Consider the following 18,826-nt stretch of genomic DNA (forward strand, 5'->3'; position numbering starts at 1 on the left):
TAAAAGAAATGAAATGGTTTGAGAGGGATTTCAGGAGAAATCTCATTGATATGCATATTGATGACTGGGATGAGCGTTTCCTCTCCCAGCTTGAGCCGAAGAGATATGTTGAGCTACTTAAAAAGGCGAATGTATCAACCGCTATGATTTATGCCACTTCCCATATCGGTCATTGCTATTGGAGAACGAAGACGGGTCATATGCATAGGGGGATAAAAGGAAGGGATATAACAGGCGAATTGATAGAGCTTTGCCACAAGGCGGGAATGAATGTCGTAGTTTATTACAGTCTTATTTATAATAATTGGGCTTATGATAACCATCCTGAGTGGAGGATGAGGCTGGCTGATGGAAGGGAAGCGCGGGCTTGGACTGGGCGCTATGGGGTTTGTTGTCCCAATTCCGGCTACAGGGATTTCGCCCTTAGTCAAGTTGAAGAATTCTGCAAGAAATACGATTTTGAGGGGATTTTCTTTGATATGACCTTCTGGCCAATAGTTTGCTACTGCCCATCTTGTCAGGAGAGATTCCTCAGGGAAACGGGCAAGGAGATGCCGAAAATCATAAACTGGGATAATCCCGCATGGATGGAATTTCAGAGAAAGAGGGAGGAATGGCTATCGGAATTCGCGCGGGTTATGACGGAGAAGGTTAAGAGCTTGAAGCCAGAGGTCTCCGTTGAGCATCAGTTCTCAACCTGCGTTGCGAATTGGGTTTTCGGCGTGACGGAGGCAATCGCATCTGCGAGCGATTATTGTGGCGGGGATTTCTACGGCGGAGCTTTGCAGGAAACCTTCATTTGCAAGCTCTATTACAATCTAACGAGAAATCAGCCTTTTGAATTCATGACGAGCATATGCATTCACCTGAACGACCACACGACTACTAAGCCGAAGGAGCTTATGGAGGCGCAGACATTTTCCGCAATAGCTAACGGAGGCGCTTTCCTCTTCATTGACGCCATAGACCCAATAGGAACTTTGAACGAAAGGGTTTATGAGACGATGGGGGAAATCTATGAGAAGGTGAAGAGATACGAGAAGTTCATCGGCGGTGAGCTTGTTCAGGATGTTGGCGTCTATTTCAGTTTTGAGTCCAAATTCGACCCGCAGGATAATGGGAAGAGCGTTTTGGAGACATCTGGAAGGCAACCCCATCTTGACTGCGCCCTTAACACAGTTAAGAGCCTCCTCAATGCCCATATTCCCTTTGGGATAATAACTAAGAGGAATTTGGGGAAGCTCAAGAACTATAAGGCGGTGATATTGCCGAATGTCTTATATATGGATGAAGAGGAAGCGGAGGCACTGAGGAGCTATGTCGCTTCTGGAGGCAAAATTTACGCCAGCTATCAGACATCTCTCTACGGGGAGAAGGGGAAGAGGGGCGATTTTCTCCTTGCAGATGTCTTCGGCGTTTCCTATAAGGGAGAGACGAAGGAAGGGGTAACTTATGTTAGCCCGGCGAGGGAAGATTCATCCCTATTCGGCGACATCACACCCCGATATCCCCTGCTTCTTTTCCATCAGCAGATAATAGCCAAACCCCTGAATAAGGAGGAGATTCTCGCCAAGATAACGCTTCCCTATACCGACCCCGCGGATAAAACGAAGTGTGTCTCAATTCATTCCAATCCGCCTGGAATGGAGACGGAACATCCGGCGATAATCTGGCGGAAGTTTGGGGAAGGGGAGGTAATTTGGGTTGCGGGACCACTGGATATGGTCGGTGAGGAGAGACATAGGGAATTCTTTCAGAGGTTGATAAGGAGGTTGGTGGGAGAGGGTTTTTCATTTGAAGTTGATGCTCCCAAGGCGGTTGAAGTGACTATGTTCAGGCAGGAGGAAGGATATATCATAAATCTCCTGAATTTCCAGACCGAGCTTCCCAATATTCCCGTTTTTGATTTAAAGGTGAGGATAAAGAAGGATGGCAAGGCGCTGAAGAAGGCTGTGATGCTCCCAGACGAGATTGATTTGCCGATTAATGAGAAGGAAGGATTTTGGGAGATAAAGATTCCGAGATTGGATACATATTTGATGATAAAGGTGATGTGAGGATATAAGGAAGAGACATTTTTCTTCGGCATTGCAAGGAGCGATGCGACGAAGCAATCTGTTGAGATTGCCACGGCTTCCCTTACGGGAAGCCTCCCAATTACAGCGAGGAGTTCCGCCTTCGGCGGGTTCGCAATGAGAGTTAGAGGAAGCTTCCCCATAATTAATATTGACAATTTGTTTTTCAATAATTATCCTCAAATTGAAAATCAAAAAGGAGGCGAGAAAGGTTGAAGGTCTCAATAGGTTTTATTGCCACTGGCTTGCTTTTCTCCCTCATTCCGACACTATCCGCATCAAGGCTGATGGTTTCCCTTGATGGACAATGGGAATTCGTTAAGGTTTCCTCCCTTGATGAGCCGCCACCAGCCTCGGGCTGGCAGAAAATAACCATACCCGGCACCCTCTATGGCTTCAACTACGAGAGAGCTTGGTTCAGGAGGACGATAAACATCCCAAAGGAATGGCAGGGCTCCCGCGTCATCCTTCGCTTCGGTGGGGTGAAATATAACAGCAAGGTTCTGGTGAATGGGAAGTATGTCGGCGGATGTTTCAATGGCTATGATGCATTTGAGCTGGACATAACTGGTGCTGTTCGCTTCGGTGGGCAGAACGAAATCCTCATCGGCTGCCATGATTGGACTGGTGTCTTCGTGGGGGAAAAGGTAGATTTCACCTCCACAATGGCGAGGAGGAATGTAGAGCTCAGGGAGGTTCCCCAAGATAGAATCATCTCACCAATCGGTGGTCATTTCGCTCAATACGGCATTTGGAACAGCGTCTATCTCCTTTCCGTCCCCGATGTCTATGTCAAAGAAGTTCTAATAAGACCCTCAATCCGCCAGAATCAGCTTAAAGTGTATGTGAAAATCCAAAATGCAGGAAATAAGAGCGAGAGGATAACTCTGAAGGGAGATATCTATCGCTGGGATGGAAAGGGAAGGGATAAGTCTGGTCAATGGGGAGTAAAGGGGAAGGCTATCGCCAGCAAGAGCTCGGGAAAAGTTGAGATTCCCGCTGGCGAAACGAGGGAAATTACCATAATCTATGAGAAGCCTCCCCTTGAAACTTGGTCTCCCTACACTCCCGTTCTATATATTTTGGAGCTCAAGTTGGAGCCGAGCGGTGATGTCTTGAGGGAACGCTTCGGCTATCGGGAGCTTTGGACGCAGGAGGGGGATTTCTATCTCAACGGAAAGAAAGTGCATTTCCTTGCCTCCTCCTGGTGGCCTCCAACTCAGGGCGTAACAAGGGAATTCGTTTTGAGCCAGCTCCTTTCCTTGAAGAAAATGAACGCCGTTGCCTTTCGCACCCACACCCAACCCTGGCAGGATATCTACTATGAAGTGGCTGATGAGATAGGGCTGATGATGATTCCTGAGGCTGCAATTTGGAACGACGATACGAGCTATCGCGTATTTGACCCCAAATTCTGGGAGAATTATGCCCAGCATCTTCGCTCTATGGTTCGTCATCTTTACAACCACGCCTCAGTAGTTATGTGGAGCTTGGAGAACGAGCTCACTGGTCCGAGAGTGAACGAGGAGCATCCCGATACAGTTGAGAATTTGGCGAGGATGGGAAGAATCGTCAAGGCGGAGGACCCAACTCGCCCGATAACCTATGAATCCGATGGCGACCCGGGAGGAGTCGCCGATGTGATAGGTATGCATTATCCAAACGAGTTTCCCGAAAAGCGTCTTTGGCCCAATGATGCTTATTGGCTAAACGAACCACGCTATCATTACGGCGGTGGTGGATTCATCGGCAAACAACCCTTCCTCTGGGACCATAAAAAGCCCCTTTATATAGGAGAATATCTCTGGGTGCCTATGAGTTCCCCTGCGCCCAATACATTGTTCTTCGGCGACGAAGCCTATAAAGACTTGTCCAGTTATAGAACTTTATCAAAGGCGCTGGCTTGGAGAATGCAGATTTTAGCCTATCGCTATTTTGATGTCAGCGGGCATTCGCCCTGGACCGTCATTGAACAGGGAGCGCTTGACGAAACCAATCCCTGCTGGGTGGCACAAAGGGATATGTATCGTCCTCTGGCAGCTTTCCTTAAGGAATACGATTCTCGCTTCTACTCAGGCGAGAAAATAGAGAGGACGGTTTGGATTTTCAACGATACTATGAAGGATTTATCGCAAGTAAATTTCAGATGGGCTCTCTTAGATGGAGATAAGGTTATTGAGCAGGGCGGTGAAACGCTCTCCATGAAGAGCGGGGCTATGATTGAGAAGAGGATAAACATCTCGTTGCCGAAAGTTGAATCTCGCAGAAAATTGAAATTGATATTGACAGCTGATGCACAGGGAGCTCCCTCTTTCAAGGAGGAATGGTTAGTAGAGGTCTTTCCAACCTTGACAAAGGAAATCTTCCCAGCTGTTCCCATCTGGTTCTACGACCCCAAGGGGACGCTGACCACCGTTTTGCGGGAGCTCGGTGCAGAGTTTAATTCTCTTGATAATCTCGCGGATTGGAAAGGAGAGGGAATCCTCGTCATTGCTCCCAAAGCTTTGTCTTCCTTGCGGAAGGAAGGAGTGGTTATAGGAGGAGAGGAGGGTGGAAAGATTCTATCTGATATGGTAGATAAAGGTGGGAAAATCCTCGTTTTGGAGCAGGACACTTCGGCGGGCGATTTGCTTCCCGTTTCCCTGGATAATCAATCCTCAACTTTCGCCTTTCCCCAGATTTCCGTTCATCCAATCCTAAAGGGTATACATAATGAGGATTTGCGTTGGTGGAGAGGGGATAACATTGTGAGCGAGAACGAGCCAATTAGACCCATGCAGGCGGGAGCTCTGCCACTTGTTGTAACGGGAGCGGGCGATGGGCTATCCCACGCACCATTAATTGAAATCAGGCAAGGGAAGGGAATTTGGCTAATTTGCCAGCTTAAAGTGGGGAGCAAGCTGAAAAGCGAGCCTATGGCGGGATTGCTTCTTGAGAGAATGCTTTATTATCTCGCTAAGTATTCTCCTCCTCAAGGCGAAACGCTCGTCTTCGGTCCCTCTTCTCTTGAGGAAAAGCTAAGGGAACTACGCCTCGCTTATCGCCCATTAAAGAATTACGATGAGCTCCGCTATCCTGCCGTCAATCTCCTCGTAATTCAGGGCGGTGGAAGGGAAATAGAGGAAAACATAACTCGTATGAAGGAATTTCTGCAGGCGGGAGGAAAAATCCTATGGCACAGACCGAAATCGGATGACCTCTCCGCAATTGAAGAGCTCACGGGTCAAAAAATCACGATTCAACCTTATAGGGGTCCGATTTTACGAAAGGATGAAGTGAAGGGCGATATTCTGCCTTACTTAACGAGAGAGGACCTCTACTGGCTTGGTCCAACCAGTGGAGCTTGGTGGGAAAGAGCCCCATTAGCGATGGACTCAGCCGATGGAATTTTCACATCCGAGATGGCACTTGAGAGCGCTAAGAGGTATCCTGCGGTAAAAGGCGGTTCGCTTACCGGTGTTCTGGAGGTTCAAGGGGAGGAGCTGGGATTTTTCGGCGCAGGGAGAGCGGAATGGGAGATAGATTTCCCTGAGACGGGAGTTTACAACTTCGGCTTGGTTGCGAGAGGAACGCCCTGCTACGGAGTCTATCCCCTCGTTGAGATTTACCTTGATGGCGAGAAGGTTGCGGTGCTTTATATCGGCAGCCAGGAGAGAAGACTCTATTCCTGTTCATTCCAAGCGAAAAAAGGTAAGCATAAATTGGCTATAGCTTTTGTAAACGATGCTTGGGCTCCTCCCGAGGACCGAAATCTTTGGGTGGAGAGCTTCATCATAGGGAAGGTGAAGGGAAAGGATAGTATGGAGGATTTGACTTCCCCTTCGGCTATTCTCTATATTCCCGTTGGTAAGGGCACCTTGATTTTGAATTCTCTCAGATGGGATGAGCCGCCGGCGGGAAATGGAATCAAGGCGAGGCGCTTCATAGGAAGCTTGCTCAACGCTTTAGGAGCAAAATCTATGCCAATGGGCAACATCGCGGTTTTGAAAGCGGAGATGTTAAAGCCGGTGGGGGAAATCCCCTTTCTTGGAAGGGGCAAGGGGTTTATAGCGTTGGCTTCCAATGGCACATTGGAGAGCGATATTGAGGTGGCGAAGGAGGGGGATTATAGGATAACAATTGTGGCGAGGGGAACGCCTTTGGGCGGTATTTATCCGATAGTTAGATTTGAGATTGATGGGAAGGAGCTTGGAGAAGTGGAGTGTAAGGGAGAGGATTGGAGTCCACACTCAATTGTGGCGCATCTGACAGCTGGAAGGCACAATTTCCGGTTGAGCTTCATAAATGATGAGTGGAAGCCGCCCGAGGACAGGAATCTGTGGATAGCTCGGGTGGAATTTGAAGAGCTTTAGAGAGATTCTTTTTGGGGGCGGGCTTACGCCCGCCCCCCCCCTTTTATTTACCCTTCCCTTTTCAGCTCCTCAAGCCTTTTCTCTATCTCCGCGAGAATCTGCTTCAAATTCTCCGATTGCTCCCTCAAGAGGGATATTTCTTCCTCTTTGGAGAGCCTGCCAGTAAAGTAGGGGAACCACCACCAGCACCAACCGCTGCCCCAAGCGGGAAGACCGCGGGCGGCTCTAAGCCAGCCGGGCATTCCCGTGAGCCTCCACCAATGTCGCCAACCTCTTCCAAAACCTCCGAACCAGAACATAGATAATCACCTCCTTTTGATAATGATTATCATTAATAATTATAACTGAAAAGTGGGCAAAAGGCAAGGTATATGAGAAGAGGGAAGAGAAAAGTTTATTTTTGGTTACGGAATGTGTTATTTAAAGGATGCTTCAAAAATGAGATTTTCACGACTTCGGCTTCACAGAACGCTTCCAATAACAGAAAAGGGATTAGCTCCCAAACACGGCTGTAATTGCGAGGCTCTCCCTAAGGGAAGCTGTGGCAATCTCCGGAGATTGCTTCGTCGTTTCGCTCCTCGCAATGACAGTGGCTGAGGCTCGAATATTTTTACAAGGAGAAACAAGCTTCAAACTCACAATGAGAAAAAGGGAACCCTTTATTTCGTCTCGTCTACTTTATTCTGGCAATCCTTACATATTCCATAGAAATTGAAGAAATGGTCGGTGATTTTAAAATCATACTTTTTCTCCAAATTCTCCTCCACTTCCTTCAAGAGCTCCTTCTCCTTTTCGCTAATCTCTTCATAGTCAATTACCTTATGACAGCGAAGGCAGATGAGGTGGTGATGATGCCCCTTGGTCTCTGGACCCTGAGCCAACTCATATCTTGCCTTTCCCTCCCCAAAATCCAATTTGTGCACTAATCCCATATTGGATAAAAGCTCAAGGGTTCTGTAAATCGTCGCCAAACCTATTTGGGGATACATCTGCTTAACCATAAAAAATATCTCGTCTGCGCTGAAATGTCCGGGAGCCCTTGAGAGGACATCCAGTATTATCTCCCTCGGCGTCGTTATCCTGCAACCGCAGTTTCTCAACCAGTGACGCCACCAAGGTGGTCCCATGGGTCCTCTTCTCGGCATTTAATCACCTCTATTGAAAATTATTTTCAAATAGATTTTACAAGTCTTAACTCATTTCGGCAAGTCTCTGCTCATTTCCAACAGTTCACTATGTGTTTTAATCCGACTTTGTTTCTTATCTGATCAAAGGCTTCCTCTATCTCCTCCGGTGGATGGATATGTTCATCACTGAGGACCAAATCGTCAGCCTTAACGAGCTCCTTGCTTAAAAGCTCTATTGATTTCTTGAAGAAATAATGGATTGGTTTGGGCTTGTGGGGTGGGGTTGTGGAATAGATGCAGGCGCCCTTTATATCCAACTGCTTTTCATATATCTCAAATGGCTCAACCTCTCCCATCGCGCCCATAGGGGAAACGCCGAACACCAGAATTTTTCCTCCCTTTTTCGCTATCTTTATCCCAAATCCCAAAGCTTGAGGTGCACCAGCCGTTTCTATCACGCATTCAACCCCTTCACCATTTGTGATTTCCTTAATCTTCTCCTCTCCCTCTGTCCTTGAATTGACATATTCATCTCCTATTTGAAGCTTCCTGGCTGTATTCAAACGCCCATCGTCTACATCTATGATTATCAGTTTTGAGGGCATATAAAGCCTCATCGTGCGGGCGAAGAGGCTTCCGATTGGTCCCGCGCCCATTATCGCAACTGACATCCCTGGGTCGGGCTGGAGCCTCTCTACTCCCCAAAGGATGCAAGCGAGGGGCTCAATGAAATACCCCTTTTTCTTCCAGAATTCCTTATCTCTGCTGGATATCTTAACAGCTTGCTCAGCGGGAAGTTTGCAGTATTGAGCGAAACCGCCATTGAAATGAACGCCGATATGCTGAACTTTCTCGCAGAGGGCGGAGATGAACTGGGAACAGAAATAGCAGGTTCCACCCTCTCTACGCCAGCTGCGAGCCTCTCCGTGAAGGCAGACTATATTGGGGTCCGCGACGACCAAATCTCCCACATCCAATGGTTCCATTCCGAGGCTCACCCTTCTTTCATTGACTCTTCCCTTTAACTCTACAACTTCACCCCAAAACTCGTGTCCCAAAACGACTTCTTCGGGGATAAACCTTGGGTCCCTGAAACGTCCGAGGGAAACCGTCAAGTCGGTTTGGCAGATTCCACAGGATTCCACCTTCATCAATAGCTCCCCGTCATTTAGTTCGGGGATGGGAATTTCCTTCGTGCTGGGGAGCCATCTACCATCTTCGGTTTTCCTAAAAACAGCCGCTTTCATTTCTATTCACCTCCTATTTTCGTGATTCGTTCCCCATAAGCCTCGCACTCCTTCAATAATTCCTCTGTTGGAACGCCTACCGCTATTGGTCCTTCCTCCACCTCCATACCGTGGATTTCAAGCGCCAATTTAAGGGCGAGGAGGGCGTCCTTGCCATCCTTCAATGTAGCGGAGGAGACGAAGCACCCGCCTTTCTTCCCCTTTAACTGCCCATAAAATTCAACCGAATCGTCAATGAACTTCTTCATCTGCCAGGACATATTCGCGAAATAGCAAGGGGAGCCAAGGATTATGATATCGGCGTCCAAGAGCTCTTTGGGACTGGCTTCATCAACGCTTCTCAGGATTACCTCTCCATTCTTCTCCGCTCCTTTAGCTATAGCCCTTGCCATCCTCTCGCATATCCCTTGTGGCGAATGGTAGATTATCAAGGTCCTCATAATCTCGCCTCCCTTTCAAATTAGATTAGCCAATTGGCGGAAATGGTCCTTAAGGGAGAAGTAGAGGGAACGATAAAGAGTATAGAGCTTATCGTAAACCTCCACATCCTCTTTAACTGGTTCGGTTTTCTCCTTTAGATAGATTGTAGCCTTACAAGCTTCTTCCACTGATGAATAAAATCCTGTTCCCACGCTTGCTAGCAGGGCAACTCCAAAGGAGGGACCTTCCTCCAAATTGAGGGTATAGTTAGGCATATTGAAAATGCTCGCGGTTATGCTTCTCCAGAGTTTGCTTCTTGCTCCGCCACCTATCATCCTTATCTCCTCAACGGGGATATTCATTTCCTTCATAATCTCATAGGAGTCGCGCAATCCGAAGGAGACCCCTTCCATAACGGCTCTCGCGAGATAGCCTTTAGTGCATCTATATGTCACGCCGAAGAAAACGCCTCTTGCGTAGGGGTCGGCGTGAGGAGTTCTCTCACCCGTTAAGTAGGGAAGGAAAATCAACCCTTCACAGCCAGCAGGGGCTCTTTCCGCTTCCTTATTTATCAGCTCGTATTCGTCAACGCCAATCAATTTGGCCACAGCTCTTTCTGGCTCGCCGAGGGCGTCTCGGAACCAGCGGTAAGAACCGCCTGCTGAAAGCATCACCCCCATAACATGCCATTTTCCAGGGACAGCGTGGCAGAATGTATGGAGGCGAAGCCCCTTATCTATCACCGGCTCTTCTGTGAAGGCGAAGACCACGCCGGATGTCCCCAAGCTGACGAAAATCTTGCCTCTTTCAACCACTCCTGCTCCAACACCGCCAGCCGCTTGGTCTCCTCCTCCGCCAACAACAGGTATTCCTTCAGGAAGCCCTGTTTCCTCGGAGGCAATTTTTGAGAGGCGACCAGTTATCTCGGGAGATTCATAGACTTTAGGTAGGATATCCATAGATAAGCCGATTCCCTCAACCATCTCCTTTGACCATCTGCGATTCTTGACATCAAAAAGGCTCGTTCCGGAGGCATCCGAGACCTCGCTTGCATATTCACCCGTTAAGCGATAGCGAATGTAATCCTTGGGCAAAAGAACTTTCGCCAATTTCTCAAAGTTGGAGGGTTCCTTGTCCCTCAGCCAGATGATTTTAGGAGCGGTGAAGCCCGTAAGGACGGGATTAGATGTATATTCAATCACCTTATCCTTGCCGATTTTATTCGTAATCCATTCGCATTGTTCAGCTGTCCTTTGGTCGCACCAGAGGATTGCTGGGCGGATGACCTTCCCATTTTTATCAAGGAAAACCGAGCCATGCATCTGACCGGATAGCCCTATTCCCTTTATTTCATTCGGATTTATTCCCCGTGCAATGGCTTCCCTTATTCCCTCAACTGTTGCCCGCCACCAATCCTCTGGGTCCTGCTCTGCCCAGCCGGGCTGCGGCGTGAGCATAGGATACTCCTTTGATATGCTTGCCTTGATTTCACCTTTCTCATTGATGGCGAGGACACGGGTGGAGGTGGTTCCTACATCTATTCCGAGAAAAAGAGGCATAGAATAACCCCCTTTCGTTAATTATTGGAAAATTATACTACTTTTGGGCTTTGTTATACAAGGATTTTTTAAATAAATGAGAGAGGCGTGATGATTTCGTATTTAGACAAAGAGAAATTTGTTCATCACTTCGCTCCCTGCGATGAGAGGGAGTTTTGTCATCGCGGGCTTCATGTAAAAGAGACTTATTTACAGCGATAGCTGGTATGGGTAAGGGCTTTGAAAATAGGCGGGACTGGCAAGTTCTATGCTTTTTTCTCATTGCTCCCCGTAGGGAGCCCGTGGCAATCTCATGAGATTGCTTCGTCGCTTCTCGCTCCTCGCATCTATGGGTATAGGTTTTAGCGACAATTCCTTCCGTAGCGGGATAAGAGCCCCATTGTCATTGCGAGCCTTCTGCTTCGCAGAAGGCGTGGCAATCTCGTATTTAATCATAGAGAAGGAATGAAATTGCCAGGTCCTCCTTTGTCGGACTCGCTTCTTTGGATATAGATTTTTATATGAGACATTTTGTTTTTCGTTATTTGAAATCCACCTTTTTCAAAAACCTTTACCCATGCCAGCAATGACAGTGAGGTTTTGACCTCGCTATGGCAAAGAGTTGTCATTTAAAACCTACACCTATAGATACGAGGGTTCCAGGAGGGAGCCAATGGCAATCTTATACTATGAAGAAACCTAATTGTCATTGAGAAGCTTCTAATAAGTGAAGACTGGAGATTAGAGAAAGAGGCTGGCTGAGCAATTAAAGAGTAGGAAATTGTTTTTGAAAAAGTGGAATCAACCCCGTTATGAAATCCCATATTTCATTGACCCGTTTCCCCCTTCGTGGTAAAATTCTTTAGAGGTGATACAATTGAGAACCATTGCTTTGTTAACCATTTGCCTTTATGTTTCCTCTATTTGGGCAGGGCAGATAGCCTTAGACCTCCAATCCACCCCCGTGAACGAGGTCCTCACCAAGCTATCCCAGGAGACAAAGGAAGAGATAATCACCGAGGGCACTTTACAAGCGAGACTAACTGGAAGCATTCGCTGTTCCACCCTTGAGGAAGCCCTGAACGCGCTTACCGTTTTGCAGCCGAGTTTGAAATGGGCAAAGCTGGTTTTCCCATCCGGTGAGAAGATATCCAAAGAAGACATAATTATCACAGCAAAAGCTCTTAAAATGGTTAGAATCTCCAAGGTTGTTGCAGAAGGTAAGGATGGCGATTTGGTCTTTATGCGTTCCAGCAAGGCTTCTTTAGGGGAAAAGAATTTGAGAACTGTATATGTCGTTTGGGAGGAAATCGGTCCCGCAAACATAGCTCAGCTCGCTTCCATCTCATCTGCGAAGTTATCGCCCCAAGATTATCTCAACCTTAACTGGTTTATGCTCAACTCTTTCCTTTCTATGACTCCTGAGGAGAGAAAGCAGGTGTTATTCGGGGCATTTAATATGATTTTCAATGACCCCGCTCTTCTTCAGAGGATAATGAGCGAATATTTCTCTATGTTGACAACCCTCAGTCCTGAGGAGATGGGGCAATTGATTGGCGCTTCATTTAGGGCTATGCAATCAATACCGCCGGAATTTTGGAATCAGATGATGCAATCAATGAGTCAATGGATGCAGATGATGGGACCCCAGCTCCAGCAAATGATTCCTCAAATGCCCGGAGGTGGCACTCAATAGGAAAGTCTCTCCTCGCCATAGACATAGGGAACACGAAGATACACATCGGCTTATTTGAAGATAAGGAGCTTGTTAGTTCCTTTAGTCTATCATCTCGTCGCTTGCTCACCTCCGATGAGTTCTCGTTAATGCTTGAAAGCCTTCTGAATCGCTTTGATAGGAACATCCAATCCATTGAGGAAGTGGTGGCGGGAAGCGTTGTTCCCTCATTAAATGTAATAATAAAAGAAGCGTTCGCCTCTTACGGAAAGAAAGCCTACTTTATGGGAGAGGATTTCCCAGCGCCGATTCGTATCCTTTACAAAAACCCCGAGGAAGTGGGGATGGACAGATTAGCGAACGCAATTGCCTGTCGTGAGCTCTATGGATGTCCAGCGATTATAGTTGATTTCGGCACCGCTATAACCTTTGATGTCCTCTCCGGGAAAGGGGAATATCTCGGTGGTATAATCGCCCCTGGAGTTGAGATATCTCTTCAGGGATTGTTTACCGCAACTGCCCGCCTTCCAAAAGTAGATATAGATGTTCCCAAGGAGGTAATAGGGAAAAGCACGAAAGAAGCGATAAGAAGCGGAGTCGTCTTCGGGACGGTTGAGTTAGTTGAGGGGTTAATTGAAAGGATTAAGGAGGAAATGGGGGAGACGATAATCGTCTTGACGGGAGGGATGGGCGAATTCTTTGCTAAGCAGGTTTGTTTCTCCTGCGTTGTTGATAAATTTTTAACATTGGAGGGCTTATGCCTTGCCTGGGAAAAGAGTAGTTAGCGTGAGCTTGGGTTCCTCTAAGAGGGATAGCAGAGTGGAGATAGAACTTCTTGGCATCCCTTATGTTATGGAGAGAATAGGAACGGATGGAGATTTCCAGAAAGCCCTCTCTTTGATAAAGGAATTAGATGGGAATGTAGATGCGATTGGGCTGGGGGGAATAGACCTTTATCTTATAACTGGATGGAAGAAATACATAATAAAGGATGCAAAGAAGCTCGCTGATGCGGCGAAGGTCACCCCGGTGACCGATGGTGCTTTCTTAAAGCTTGCCTTGGAAAAGGAAGCTATAAATATGCTCCAAAGGGAAGGGATAGTGAATTTCAAGGAGAAGAAGGTTATGCAGATAACGGCTGTTGATAGATTCGGGATGGCTTCAGCTCTTGCTTCTTTGGCAAAGGAGATTGTTTTCGGGGACTTGATGTTTTCCTTCGGTGTCCGCATCCCCATGCGTTCAATAAGAGCGGTTAATATTCTGGGTTTCCTTTTCCTCCCCTTTATCTGCAGGCTTCCCTTCAAAATGCTATATCCAGTTGGGCAGGAGCAAGAGAAGCCTTCAGAGCCGAAATTCGTTGATTTCTTCCAATGGGCTGATGTGATTGCGGGAGATTTTCATTACATAAAACGCTATTCTCCTCCCGAGCTTCCCGGAAAGATAATCATAACAAATACAACCACGAAAGAAGATGTTAACATGCTAAAAAGTAAAGGAGTTAAGATGTTGATAACTACAACTCCTGCTATACAGGGAAGGAGTTTTGGGGTGAATGTTTGGGAGGGGGCTGTGGTGAGCTATTTGGGGAAGAGGGCGGACGAGATAAGCGAGGAGGAATTCTTGGAGGTCATGCGTTCCTTCGGCTGGCAACCGAGGGTGGAGGTGTTTGAGTGAACAGATTCGCCTTTATCATCCATCCCATATCACCAGAGGATATAAAGAAAAGCCTGAAACCTCTTGCCATTCTACCGGTTCCGTTATTGGAGGCGATAACGAAGCATTTCCCTCCGTTTAAGGTATCCATGATAAGAGGAGTGCGTTCGCCCACGGGAGCGGAAACGGAGGGATGGTTCATAGGAATTCCCTTAACGCCTCGCCAATTTCTTTCTTATCCCCTTGATTTCGTTTACAAAAGGCTTATTCAAGCGGGGAAACTGGCGGAGAAGCTGGGAGCAAAGATAGTGGGTTTAGGGGCTTTTACCTCCGTTGTGGGAGATGGAGGGATAACGCTTGCGAAGAACATCAATATTGGGGTGACGACGGGAAACTCATATACGGTCGTAACTGCTGTTGAGGGAGCGATAGAGGCGGCTAAATTGGTGGGTATAAATCCGAAAGAAGCAGTAGCGGCGGTTGTCGGAGCGGGCGGTTCAATAGGCTTTACATCCGCGAGGTTACTGGCGAGGGAAGTGCCGAAAATGAACATCATAGGAAGAAGCGTAGAGAAATTGGAGAAAGTGAAAGAGACGATAGAAGGGGAGACGGATTGTAAAGTTGAGATAAAGAGGAATGTAAGCGAGGGATTGAGGGAAGCGGATATAGTGCTCACTGTGACATCGGCGATGGAGGAGATAATCTTCCCCGAGGATTTAAAGCGAGGAGCGGTGGTCTGCGATGTGGCTCGTCCAAGGGATGTCTCAAAGAGGGTGGAGGAGGAAAGGAGGGATGTATTGGTGATAGAAGGTGGGGTAGTGGCGGTCCCTGGGGATGTTGATTTCGGCTTTGATTTCGGATTTCCTCCCAAGACCGCTTACGCCTGTATGGCGGAGACCATGATTTTAGCCTTGGAGGGATACGAGGGAAACTTTACTCTGGGGAAGGAGGTAACTTTAGAGCAGGCGGATACGATAGCGAAGTTAGCGAAAAAGCATGGCTTTCGCCTCGCAGGGTTCAGAAGCTTTGAGAAGCCAGTCCTTCCCGAGAGGATAGAGGAGGTCCGAAGGCTCGCAGGCAGATAGGATAGAGGTGAACAGAATGACTAAAAAGGAGATGAATTTGAGAATCTTCAAAGGCGAGGAGATTCCTCATCCTTTCTTCCAGCCGAGATTAGAGCCTTGGTATGCTTGGCATAAGCAATTCAACAAACTGCCGCCTCGCTACCAGGATAAAAGTCTATTGGAGCTCTATGATGAGCTGGATATCTCAATGAGATATGTTCACTACTACACGGGAATGCCCGACCCAGTGGAGGTTAAATACAGCGAGAAAGTGAAGATTAATTACGAGTTCGGCGAAAACGAGGCAATGGAGATTATAGAGACACCCTTCTGCCAACTCGTTAGGAAGCTGAAAATCAATCCCGATGGAGTCTGGCATACAGTGAAATTCCCCGTGGGGAATTCCCTTGAGGAGCTAAGAGGTTTGAAGTGGCTTTATCAAAACACAACTTATCATTTCTCAAAGGAGAAGTTTCAAGAGGGCAGCGATTTCATCGGGGATAGGGGAGAGCCCCAGTTTTGGGTGCCGAAAAGCCCTTACCAAGCCCTTGCCCAGATTTGGATGAAGTTGGACCAATTCATATATGCCTTAAACGACCACAGGGAGGAAGTGGAGGATTTGATGAAGGCAATAGACGATGCATATGACCCACTTTATGAGGAAATCATCGGTTCGGGGATGGTGAGGATTATAAATTTCGGGGAAAATATTCACGACCATCTTTTCTCTCCAGCTTATTTTGAAAAATACTTGATTCCCTTTTACGAAAAGCGTTCAGGTCAATTGAGGAAGGCGGGAATCTTCACTCACATCCATATAGATGGTTATTTCAAGAGCCTTTTGAAGTATCTCAAATATCTGCCATTTGATGGCTACGAAGCCCTGACTCCTTTGCCTCAAGGGGATGTGAGTTTGGAGGAAATAAAGGAGCATATAGGGGATAAGGTGCTCCTGGATGGTTTGCCAGCCGTCCTTTTCTCTCCCGAGATTTACCCTTCAAGAGAACCATTGGAGGAGTTCACGGAGAAGATAATAAAGATGTTTCACCCAAGGTTAGTTCTAGGGGTTTCCGATGAGGTGCCGGAAGGCGGAGGCGAGGAAGCCCTTGAGAGAGTTAGATGGGTGGCAAACTATTGCAAAAGCTTTAGGAAGTGAAATTTTAAATCCTTGCAAACGGGGGAAGAAGTTTTCAAAATTGGTCCGAGGAAGAATCTCAAAGTGCACATGATGTGTGTTCTTCTCCCGATGAATAATTTCCTTGCTTAATTTTCTCTGAACTCTTTATAATTAATAAACTATGGTGATAGACGCTCATCTCCACTTGCGAGACGATGTTTATGTAGGAGAGGAAGGCACTCCCGAGAACCTCGTCAAAATGATGGACGAGGTGGGGGTTAATAAGGCTGTCCTCCTACGACTCTATGTTCCCGCAAGAAAAGCCATGGAGGAACTTCAAGATGCGAGGAGTAAATATCCCAGTAGATTTATCCCTTTCTTCTACGCCCTTCCTGACTTTGTTGAACCGACGCTTAAATTAACGGAAGAAGCGATCAAGAAACGAGGCTTTAAGGGGATTAAAATGCACGCTGGAATTTGTCGCCTTGAGAGTTATATCGTTGACCCCGTCTTCGCTTTGGCGAGCGAGTTAGATGTTCCCCTCCTAATAGACCCGGCGGGCGATTACCAAAATACGGAGAGGCTAGCGAAATCTTTCCCCAAAGCGAAGATAATCGTAGCCCATTTAGGTTATTATCTCTGTTCCGATGGCGACCTCGTTGACCGTTTCATTAACTTAGCAAAAGATTATCCCAATCTTTACCTTGACATCAGCGGAGTTCTATTGGTTGATAAAATTGAGAAGGCGATTTCTGAGGTTGGGTATGAGAGGGTAATCTGGGGAACGGATGGACCGAGTAATCAGCCAGACCCTGTTTCATTCACAAGGAAAGAGATGGAGAAGGTGTTAAAGCTTGAAATAGAGGAAAGGAAGAAGAAAGCGATTTTAGGAGAGAACATCGCCAATCTTTTAGGAATAGAAAACGATGAATGAAGAGAGGTGTTGCCGATGGAGATAATAGATGTAAATGTTCAATGGGGTTTTTACCCCTTAGCGATGATTGACGCCAGTCCTCAGAGGGTTTCCAATTTATTAAAGGAAGCGGGAATAAGCAAAGGCTTGGCGATTTCCTTTAAATCTTCGTTCTTATCCTATAGGGAAGGGAATAGGGAAACGCTCTATATATCTCAGCAAAATCCTTTTTTCCTTCCTGTTTTCGCCGTAGACCCAAGGGATTATCCGAGGTGTATGAAGGAAATAGAGGAAGCGAAAGAGAAGGGCTTCATTGCCCTTCGTCTATTCCGCAGGCACTCTGAGAACGGAACTGTCTTGAAAGAGATATTCCGTTCTGCTGCTAAGCTATCCCTTCCCATCCTATGCGATTTCGTTCCTCTTGTTTTGGATATAACTCCTTTGCCTCCCGTAGTTCTCCTTGAGATACCGCTTGAGGAGCTTGGGGAAGCTTTTTACCTCCTTGAAAGGGAAGAAGTATACATAGAATTCTCTCCTTTTCTAATTGGCTCGGGAAGGGCAAGCGATAATTTGAAGGGCAAACTTCTTTTCGGCTCCCGCCTTCCCTTCCTTCCACCATTTCTACATTTGAAATTAATTGAAGAACAATTCCCTTCATCTGAGGATAGGGAGTTGATTTTGAGCCTAAATGCAAAGAAGATATTTTCTCTTTCTTAATTTCGTGTTTTTCTCTCTCCGATGTTTCGCTGGAGGAAACATCGCCCTTGATTCCCGTTTCATCACCAACGAAAAAAGCAACATCCTCCTCTATGGGGAAGAGATAAATTATAAATACGAATTGCCTGCCGGCACAATTTACCTCCAAGCCCTAAACCAATCGCCTAAAGGTGAGAGAAACGATTTACGAATAGGCGAGGCTTGGTTCACAATCAATTTCGCCGATAATAAACTCATAGCAAAGGTTGGTCGTTTTCCCTTGCCCTTCGCTTTAAACGCAGTTTATGACCCCCATTTTCAGGTAATTCAGCCGCTATATCAGCAAAGCATTGGCTTAAGGCTTGATGAAGGTGCTTGCCTCCAGGGTAGCTATGGACCATACAAATTTATTCTCTCCGCCTCTCATGGAACAGGGGGCTCAAAGAGCGAGAGAACCACATATATTTTAAGAGTTGAGAGGAAGATACCTGATAATCCCTTCTTCAAAGGGAACTTCGGCTTTTCCCTTCTATCTGGAAGACTTCCTTTAGTTGATGAGCAAGGAATAACTTCCCAATTGATAGATAAATCAAGGGTTGGCCTGGATTTTCAAGCCTTGGTTGGGAGTTTTCATCTGCTCGGTGAAGCTCACATCGGTGGAGATAAGGACATCAATGTCGGAGGTTTCTTCCTTCTTGCGAAGACACCCATAAAAAATAAGATTGAATGTCTTTTTTCCTGGCGCTCTTTTAATTTTGATATGGATAAGGAGAGGGAAGTCCGATTGGGAGGAGCTGGCATCTCTTGGGAAATTGATAAACACAATAGACTTTCTTTTGTCTATCAGAGGGATTTTTATAATAAGAAAAACTTTTATACTCTCCAGCTTCTCACGAGCTATTCCTTTGATGAGCTTGCCAAGCTTCAGAGGAAATTTAGAAAGGAGTGA

General features: G+C 46.7%; 17 protein-coding genes. 12 read left to right on the plus strand and 5 right to left on the minus strand.

What is annotated here, in order from left to right:
* The first annotated feature begins 8 nt into the window (after positions 1-8).
* Positions 9-2,057 (plus strand): alpha-L-fucosidase, encoded by a 2,049-nt coding sequence (locus tag H5T88_04645; protein ID MBC7329630.1) that lies wholly within the window; start codon positions 9-11, stop codon positions 2,055-2,057.
* Between the two features lie 230 nt (positions 2,058-2,287).
* Positions 2,288-6,427: a hypothetical protein gene (locus tag H5T88_04650; protein ID MBC7329631.1), complete on the plus strand. Its 4,140-nt coding sequence runs from the start codon at positions 2,288-2,290 to the stop codon at positions 6,425-6,427.
* A gap of 47 nt (positions 6,428-6,474) precedes the next feature.
* On the opposite strand, the gene H5T88_04655 is transcribed toward H5T88_04650, so the two are convergent.
* A complete protein-coding gene (locus H5T88_04655; GenBank protein ID MBC7329632.1) occupies positions 6,475-6,726 on the minus strand; it encodes a DUF5320 domain-containing protein in 252 nt (83 codons plus the stop codon).
* A 139-nt stretch (positions 6,727-6,865) separates the two neighbouring features.
* Between H5T88_04655 and H5T88_04660 the strand changes: the two genes are divergently transcribed.
* On the plus strand, positions 6,866-7,024 hold the full coding sequence (locus H5T88_04660; GenBank protein MBC7329633.1) for a hypothetical protein: 159 nt from the start codon (positions 6,866-6,868) through the stop codon (positions 7,022-7,024).
* 62 nt (positions 7,025-7,086) lie between these two features.
* Here H5T88_04660 and H5T88_04665 read toward each other — a convergent pair whose 3' ends face one another.
* The 4 genes from H5T88_04665 to xylB all read right to left on the minus strand — a co-directional run bounded on the left by H5T88_04665 (position 7,087) and on the right by xylB (position 10,780).
* Positions 7,087-7,572, minus strand: a complete 486-nt coding sequence (locus tag H5T88_04665) for a transcriptional repressor (GenBank protein ID MBC7329634.1) — start codon at positions 7,570-7,572, stop codon at positions 7,087-7,089.
* A gap of 71 nt (positions 7,573-7,643) precedes the next feature.
* Positions 7,644-8,801 carry an alcohol dehydrogenase catalytic domain-containing protein gene (locus H5T88_04670; protein MBC7329635.1) on the minus strand — a complete coding sequence of 386 codons (1,158 nt, stop codon included), beginning with the start codon at positions 8,799-8,801 and terminating at the stop codon, positions 7,644-7,646.
* 2 nt (positions 8,802-8,803) lie between these two features.
* Positions 8,804-9,241: a flavodoxin family protein gene (locus tag H5T88_04675; protein MBC7329636.1), complete on the minus strand. Its 438-nt coding sequence runs from the start codon at positions 9,239-9,241 to the stop codon at positions 8,804-8,806.
* 15 nt (positions 9,242-9,256) lie between these two features.
* Complete coding sequence (gene xylB / locus H5T88_04680) at positions 9,257-10,780, minus strand: xylulokinase (GenBank protein ID MBC7329637.1); 1,524 nt, start codon at positions 10,778-10,780, stop codon at positions 9,257-9,259.
* A 292-nt stretch (positions 10,781-11,072) separates the two neighbouring features.
* On the opposite strand from xylB, the gene H5T88_04685 reads away from it, so the two are divergent.
* The 9 genes from H5T88_04685 (at position 11,073) to H5T88_04725 (ending at position 18,826) form a co-directional block, all read left to right on the plus strand.
* Positions 11,073-11,228 (plus strand): hypothetical protein, encoded by a 156-nt coding sequence (locus H5T88_04685; protein MBC7329638.1) that lies wholly within the window; start codon positions 11,073-11,075, stop codon positions 11,226-11,228.
* A 399-nt stretch (positions 11,229-11,627) separates the two neighbouring features.
* Positions 11,628-12,455 (plus strand): hypothetical protein, encoded by an 828-nt coding sequence (locus H5T88_04690; protein ID MBC7329639.1) that lies wholly within the window; start codon positions 11,628-11,630, stop codon positions 12,453-12,455.
* Positions 12,356-13,219 carry a type III pantothenate kinase gene (locus H5T88_04695; GenBank protein MBC7329640.1) on the plus strand — a complete coding sequence of 288 codons (864 nt, stop codon included), beginning with the start codon at positions 12,356-12,358 and terminating at the stop codon, positions 13,217-13,219. Before H5T88_04690 ends, H5T88_04695 begins: the two co-directional genes overlap by 100 nt.
* Positions 13,197-14,108, plus strand: coding sequence for a quinate 5-dehydrogenase (locus H5T88_04700; protein ID MBC7329641.1), 912 nt, complete (start codon positions 13,197-13,199; stop codon positions 14,106-14,108). The genes H5T88_04695 and H5T88_04700 overlap by 23 nt, the downstream gene beginning before the upstream one ends.
* Complete coding sequence (locus H5T88_04705) at positions 14,105-15,172, plus strand: shikimate dehydrogenase (GenBank protein MBC7329642.1); 1,068 nt, start codon at positions 14,105-14,107, stop codon at positions 15,170-15,172. Before H5T88_04700 ends, H5T88_04705 begins: the two co-directional genes overlap by 4 nt.
* A 16-nt stretch (positions 15,173-15,188) precedes the next feature.
* A complete protein-coding gene (locus H5T88_04710) occupies positions 15,189-16,307 on the plus strand; it encodes a hypothetical protein (protein MBC7329643.1) in 1,119 nt (372 codons plus the stop codon).
* 142 nt (positions 16,308-16,449) lie between these two features.
* Complete coding sequence (locus H5T88_04715; protein ID MBC7329644.1) at positions 16,450-17,202, plus strand: amidohydrolase; 753 nt, start codon at positions 16,450-16,452, stop codon at positions 17,200-17,202.
* 15 nt (positions 17,203-17,217) lie between these two features.
* Positions 17,218-17,898 carry a hypothetical protein gene (locus H5T88_04720; GenBank protein MBC7329645.1) on the plus strand — a complete coding sequence of 227 codons (681 nt, stop codon included), beginning with the start codon at positions 17,218-17,220 and terminating at the stop codon, positions 17,896-17,898.
* The gene (locus tag H5T88_04725) at positions 17,870-18,826 is read left to right on the plus strand and encodes a hypothetical protein (protein MBC7329646.1); all 957 of its coding nucleotides are present in this window, start codon (positions 17,870-17,872) and stop codon (positions 18,824-18,826) included. The genes H5T88_04720 and H5T88_04725 overlap by 29 nt, the downstream gene beginning before the upstream one ends.

It is taken from the genome of bacterium, assembly GCA_014360495.1.
Lineage (GTDB): Bacteria > Armatimonadota > JACIXR01 > JACIXR01 > JACIXR01 > JACIXR01.

Bases quoted from the DNA above. Each gene is read 5' to 3' on its own strand.
- H5T88_04675 (MBC7329636.1), bottom strand. From the start codon at position 9,241: ATGAGGACCTTGATAATCTACCATTCGCCACAAGGGATATGCGAGAGG.
- H5T88_04655 (MBC7329632.1), bottom strand. From the start codon at position 6,726: ATGTTCTGGTTCGGAGGTTTTGGAAGAGGTTGGCGACATTGGTGGAGG.
- H5T88_04660 (MBC7329633.1), top strand. From the start codon at position 6,866: ATGAGATTTTCACGACTTCGGCTTCACAGAACGCTTCCAATAACAGAA.
- H5T88_04665 (MBC7329634.1), bottom strand. From the start codon at position 7,572: ATGCCGAGAAGAGGACCCATGGGACCACCTTGGTGGCGTCACTGGTTG.
- H5T88_04645 (MBC7329630.1), top strand. From the start codon at position 9: ATGAAATGGTTTGAGAGGGATTTCAGGAGAAATCTCATTGATATGCAT.
- H5T88_04670 (MBC7329635.1), bottom strand. From the start codon at position 8,801: ATGAAAGCGGCTGTTTTTAGGAAAACCGAAGATGGTAGATGGCTCCCC.
- H5T88_04720 (MBC7329645.1), top strand. From the start codon at position 17,218: ATGGAGATAATAGATGTAAATGTTCAATGGGGTTTTTACCCCTTAGCG.
- H5T88_04685 (MBC7329638.1), top strand. From the start codon at position 11,073: ATGAGATTGCTTCGTCGCTTCTCGCTCCTCGCATCTATGGGTATAGGT.
- xylB (MBC7329637.1), bottom strand. From the start codon at position 10,780: ATGCCTCTTTTTCTCGGAATAGATGTAGGAACCACCTCCACCCGTGTC.
- H5T88_04715 (MBC7329644.1), top strand. From the start codon at position 16,450: ATGGTGATAGACGCTCATCTCCACTTGCGAGACGATGTTTATGTAGGA.
- H5T88_04725 (MBC7329646.1), top strand. From the start codon at position 17,870: ATGCAAAGAAGATATTTTCTCTTTCTTAATTTCGTGTTTTTCTCTCTC.
- H5T88_04710 (MBC7329643.1), top strand. From the start codon at position 15,189: ATGACTAAAAAGGAGATGAATTTGAGAATCTTCAAAGGCGAGGAGATT.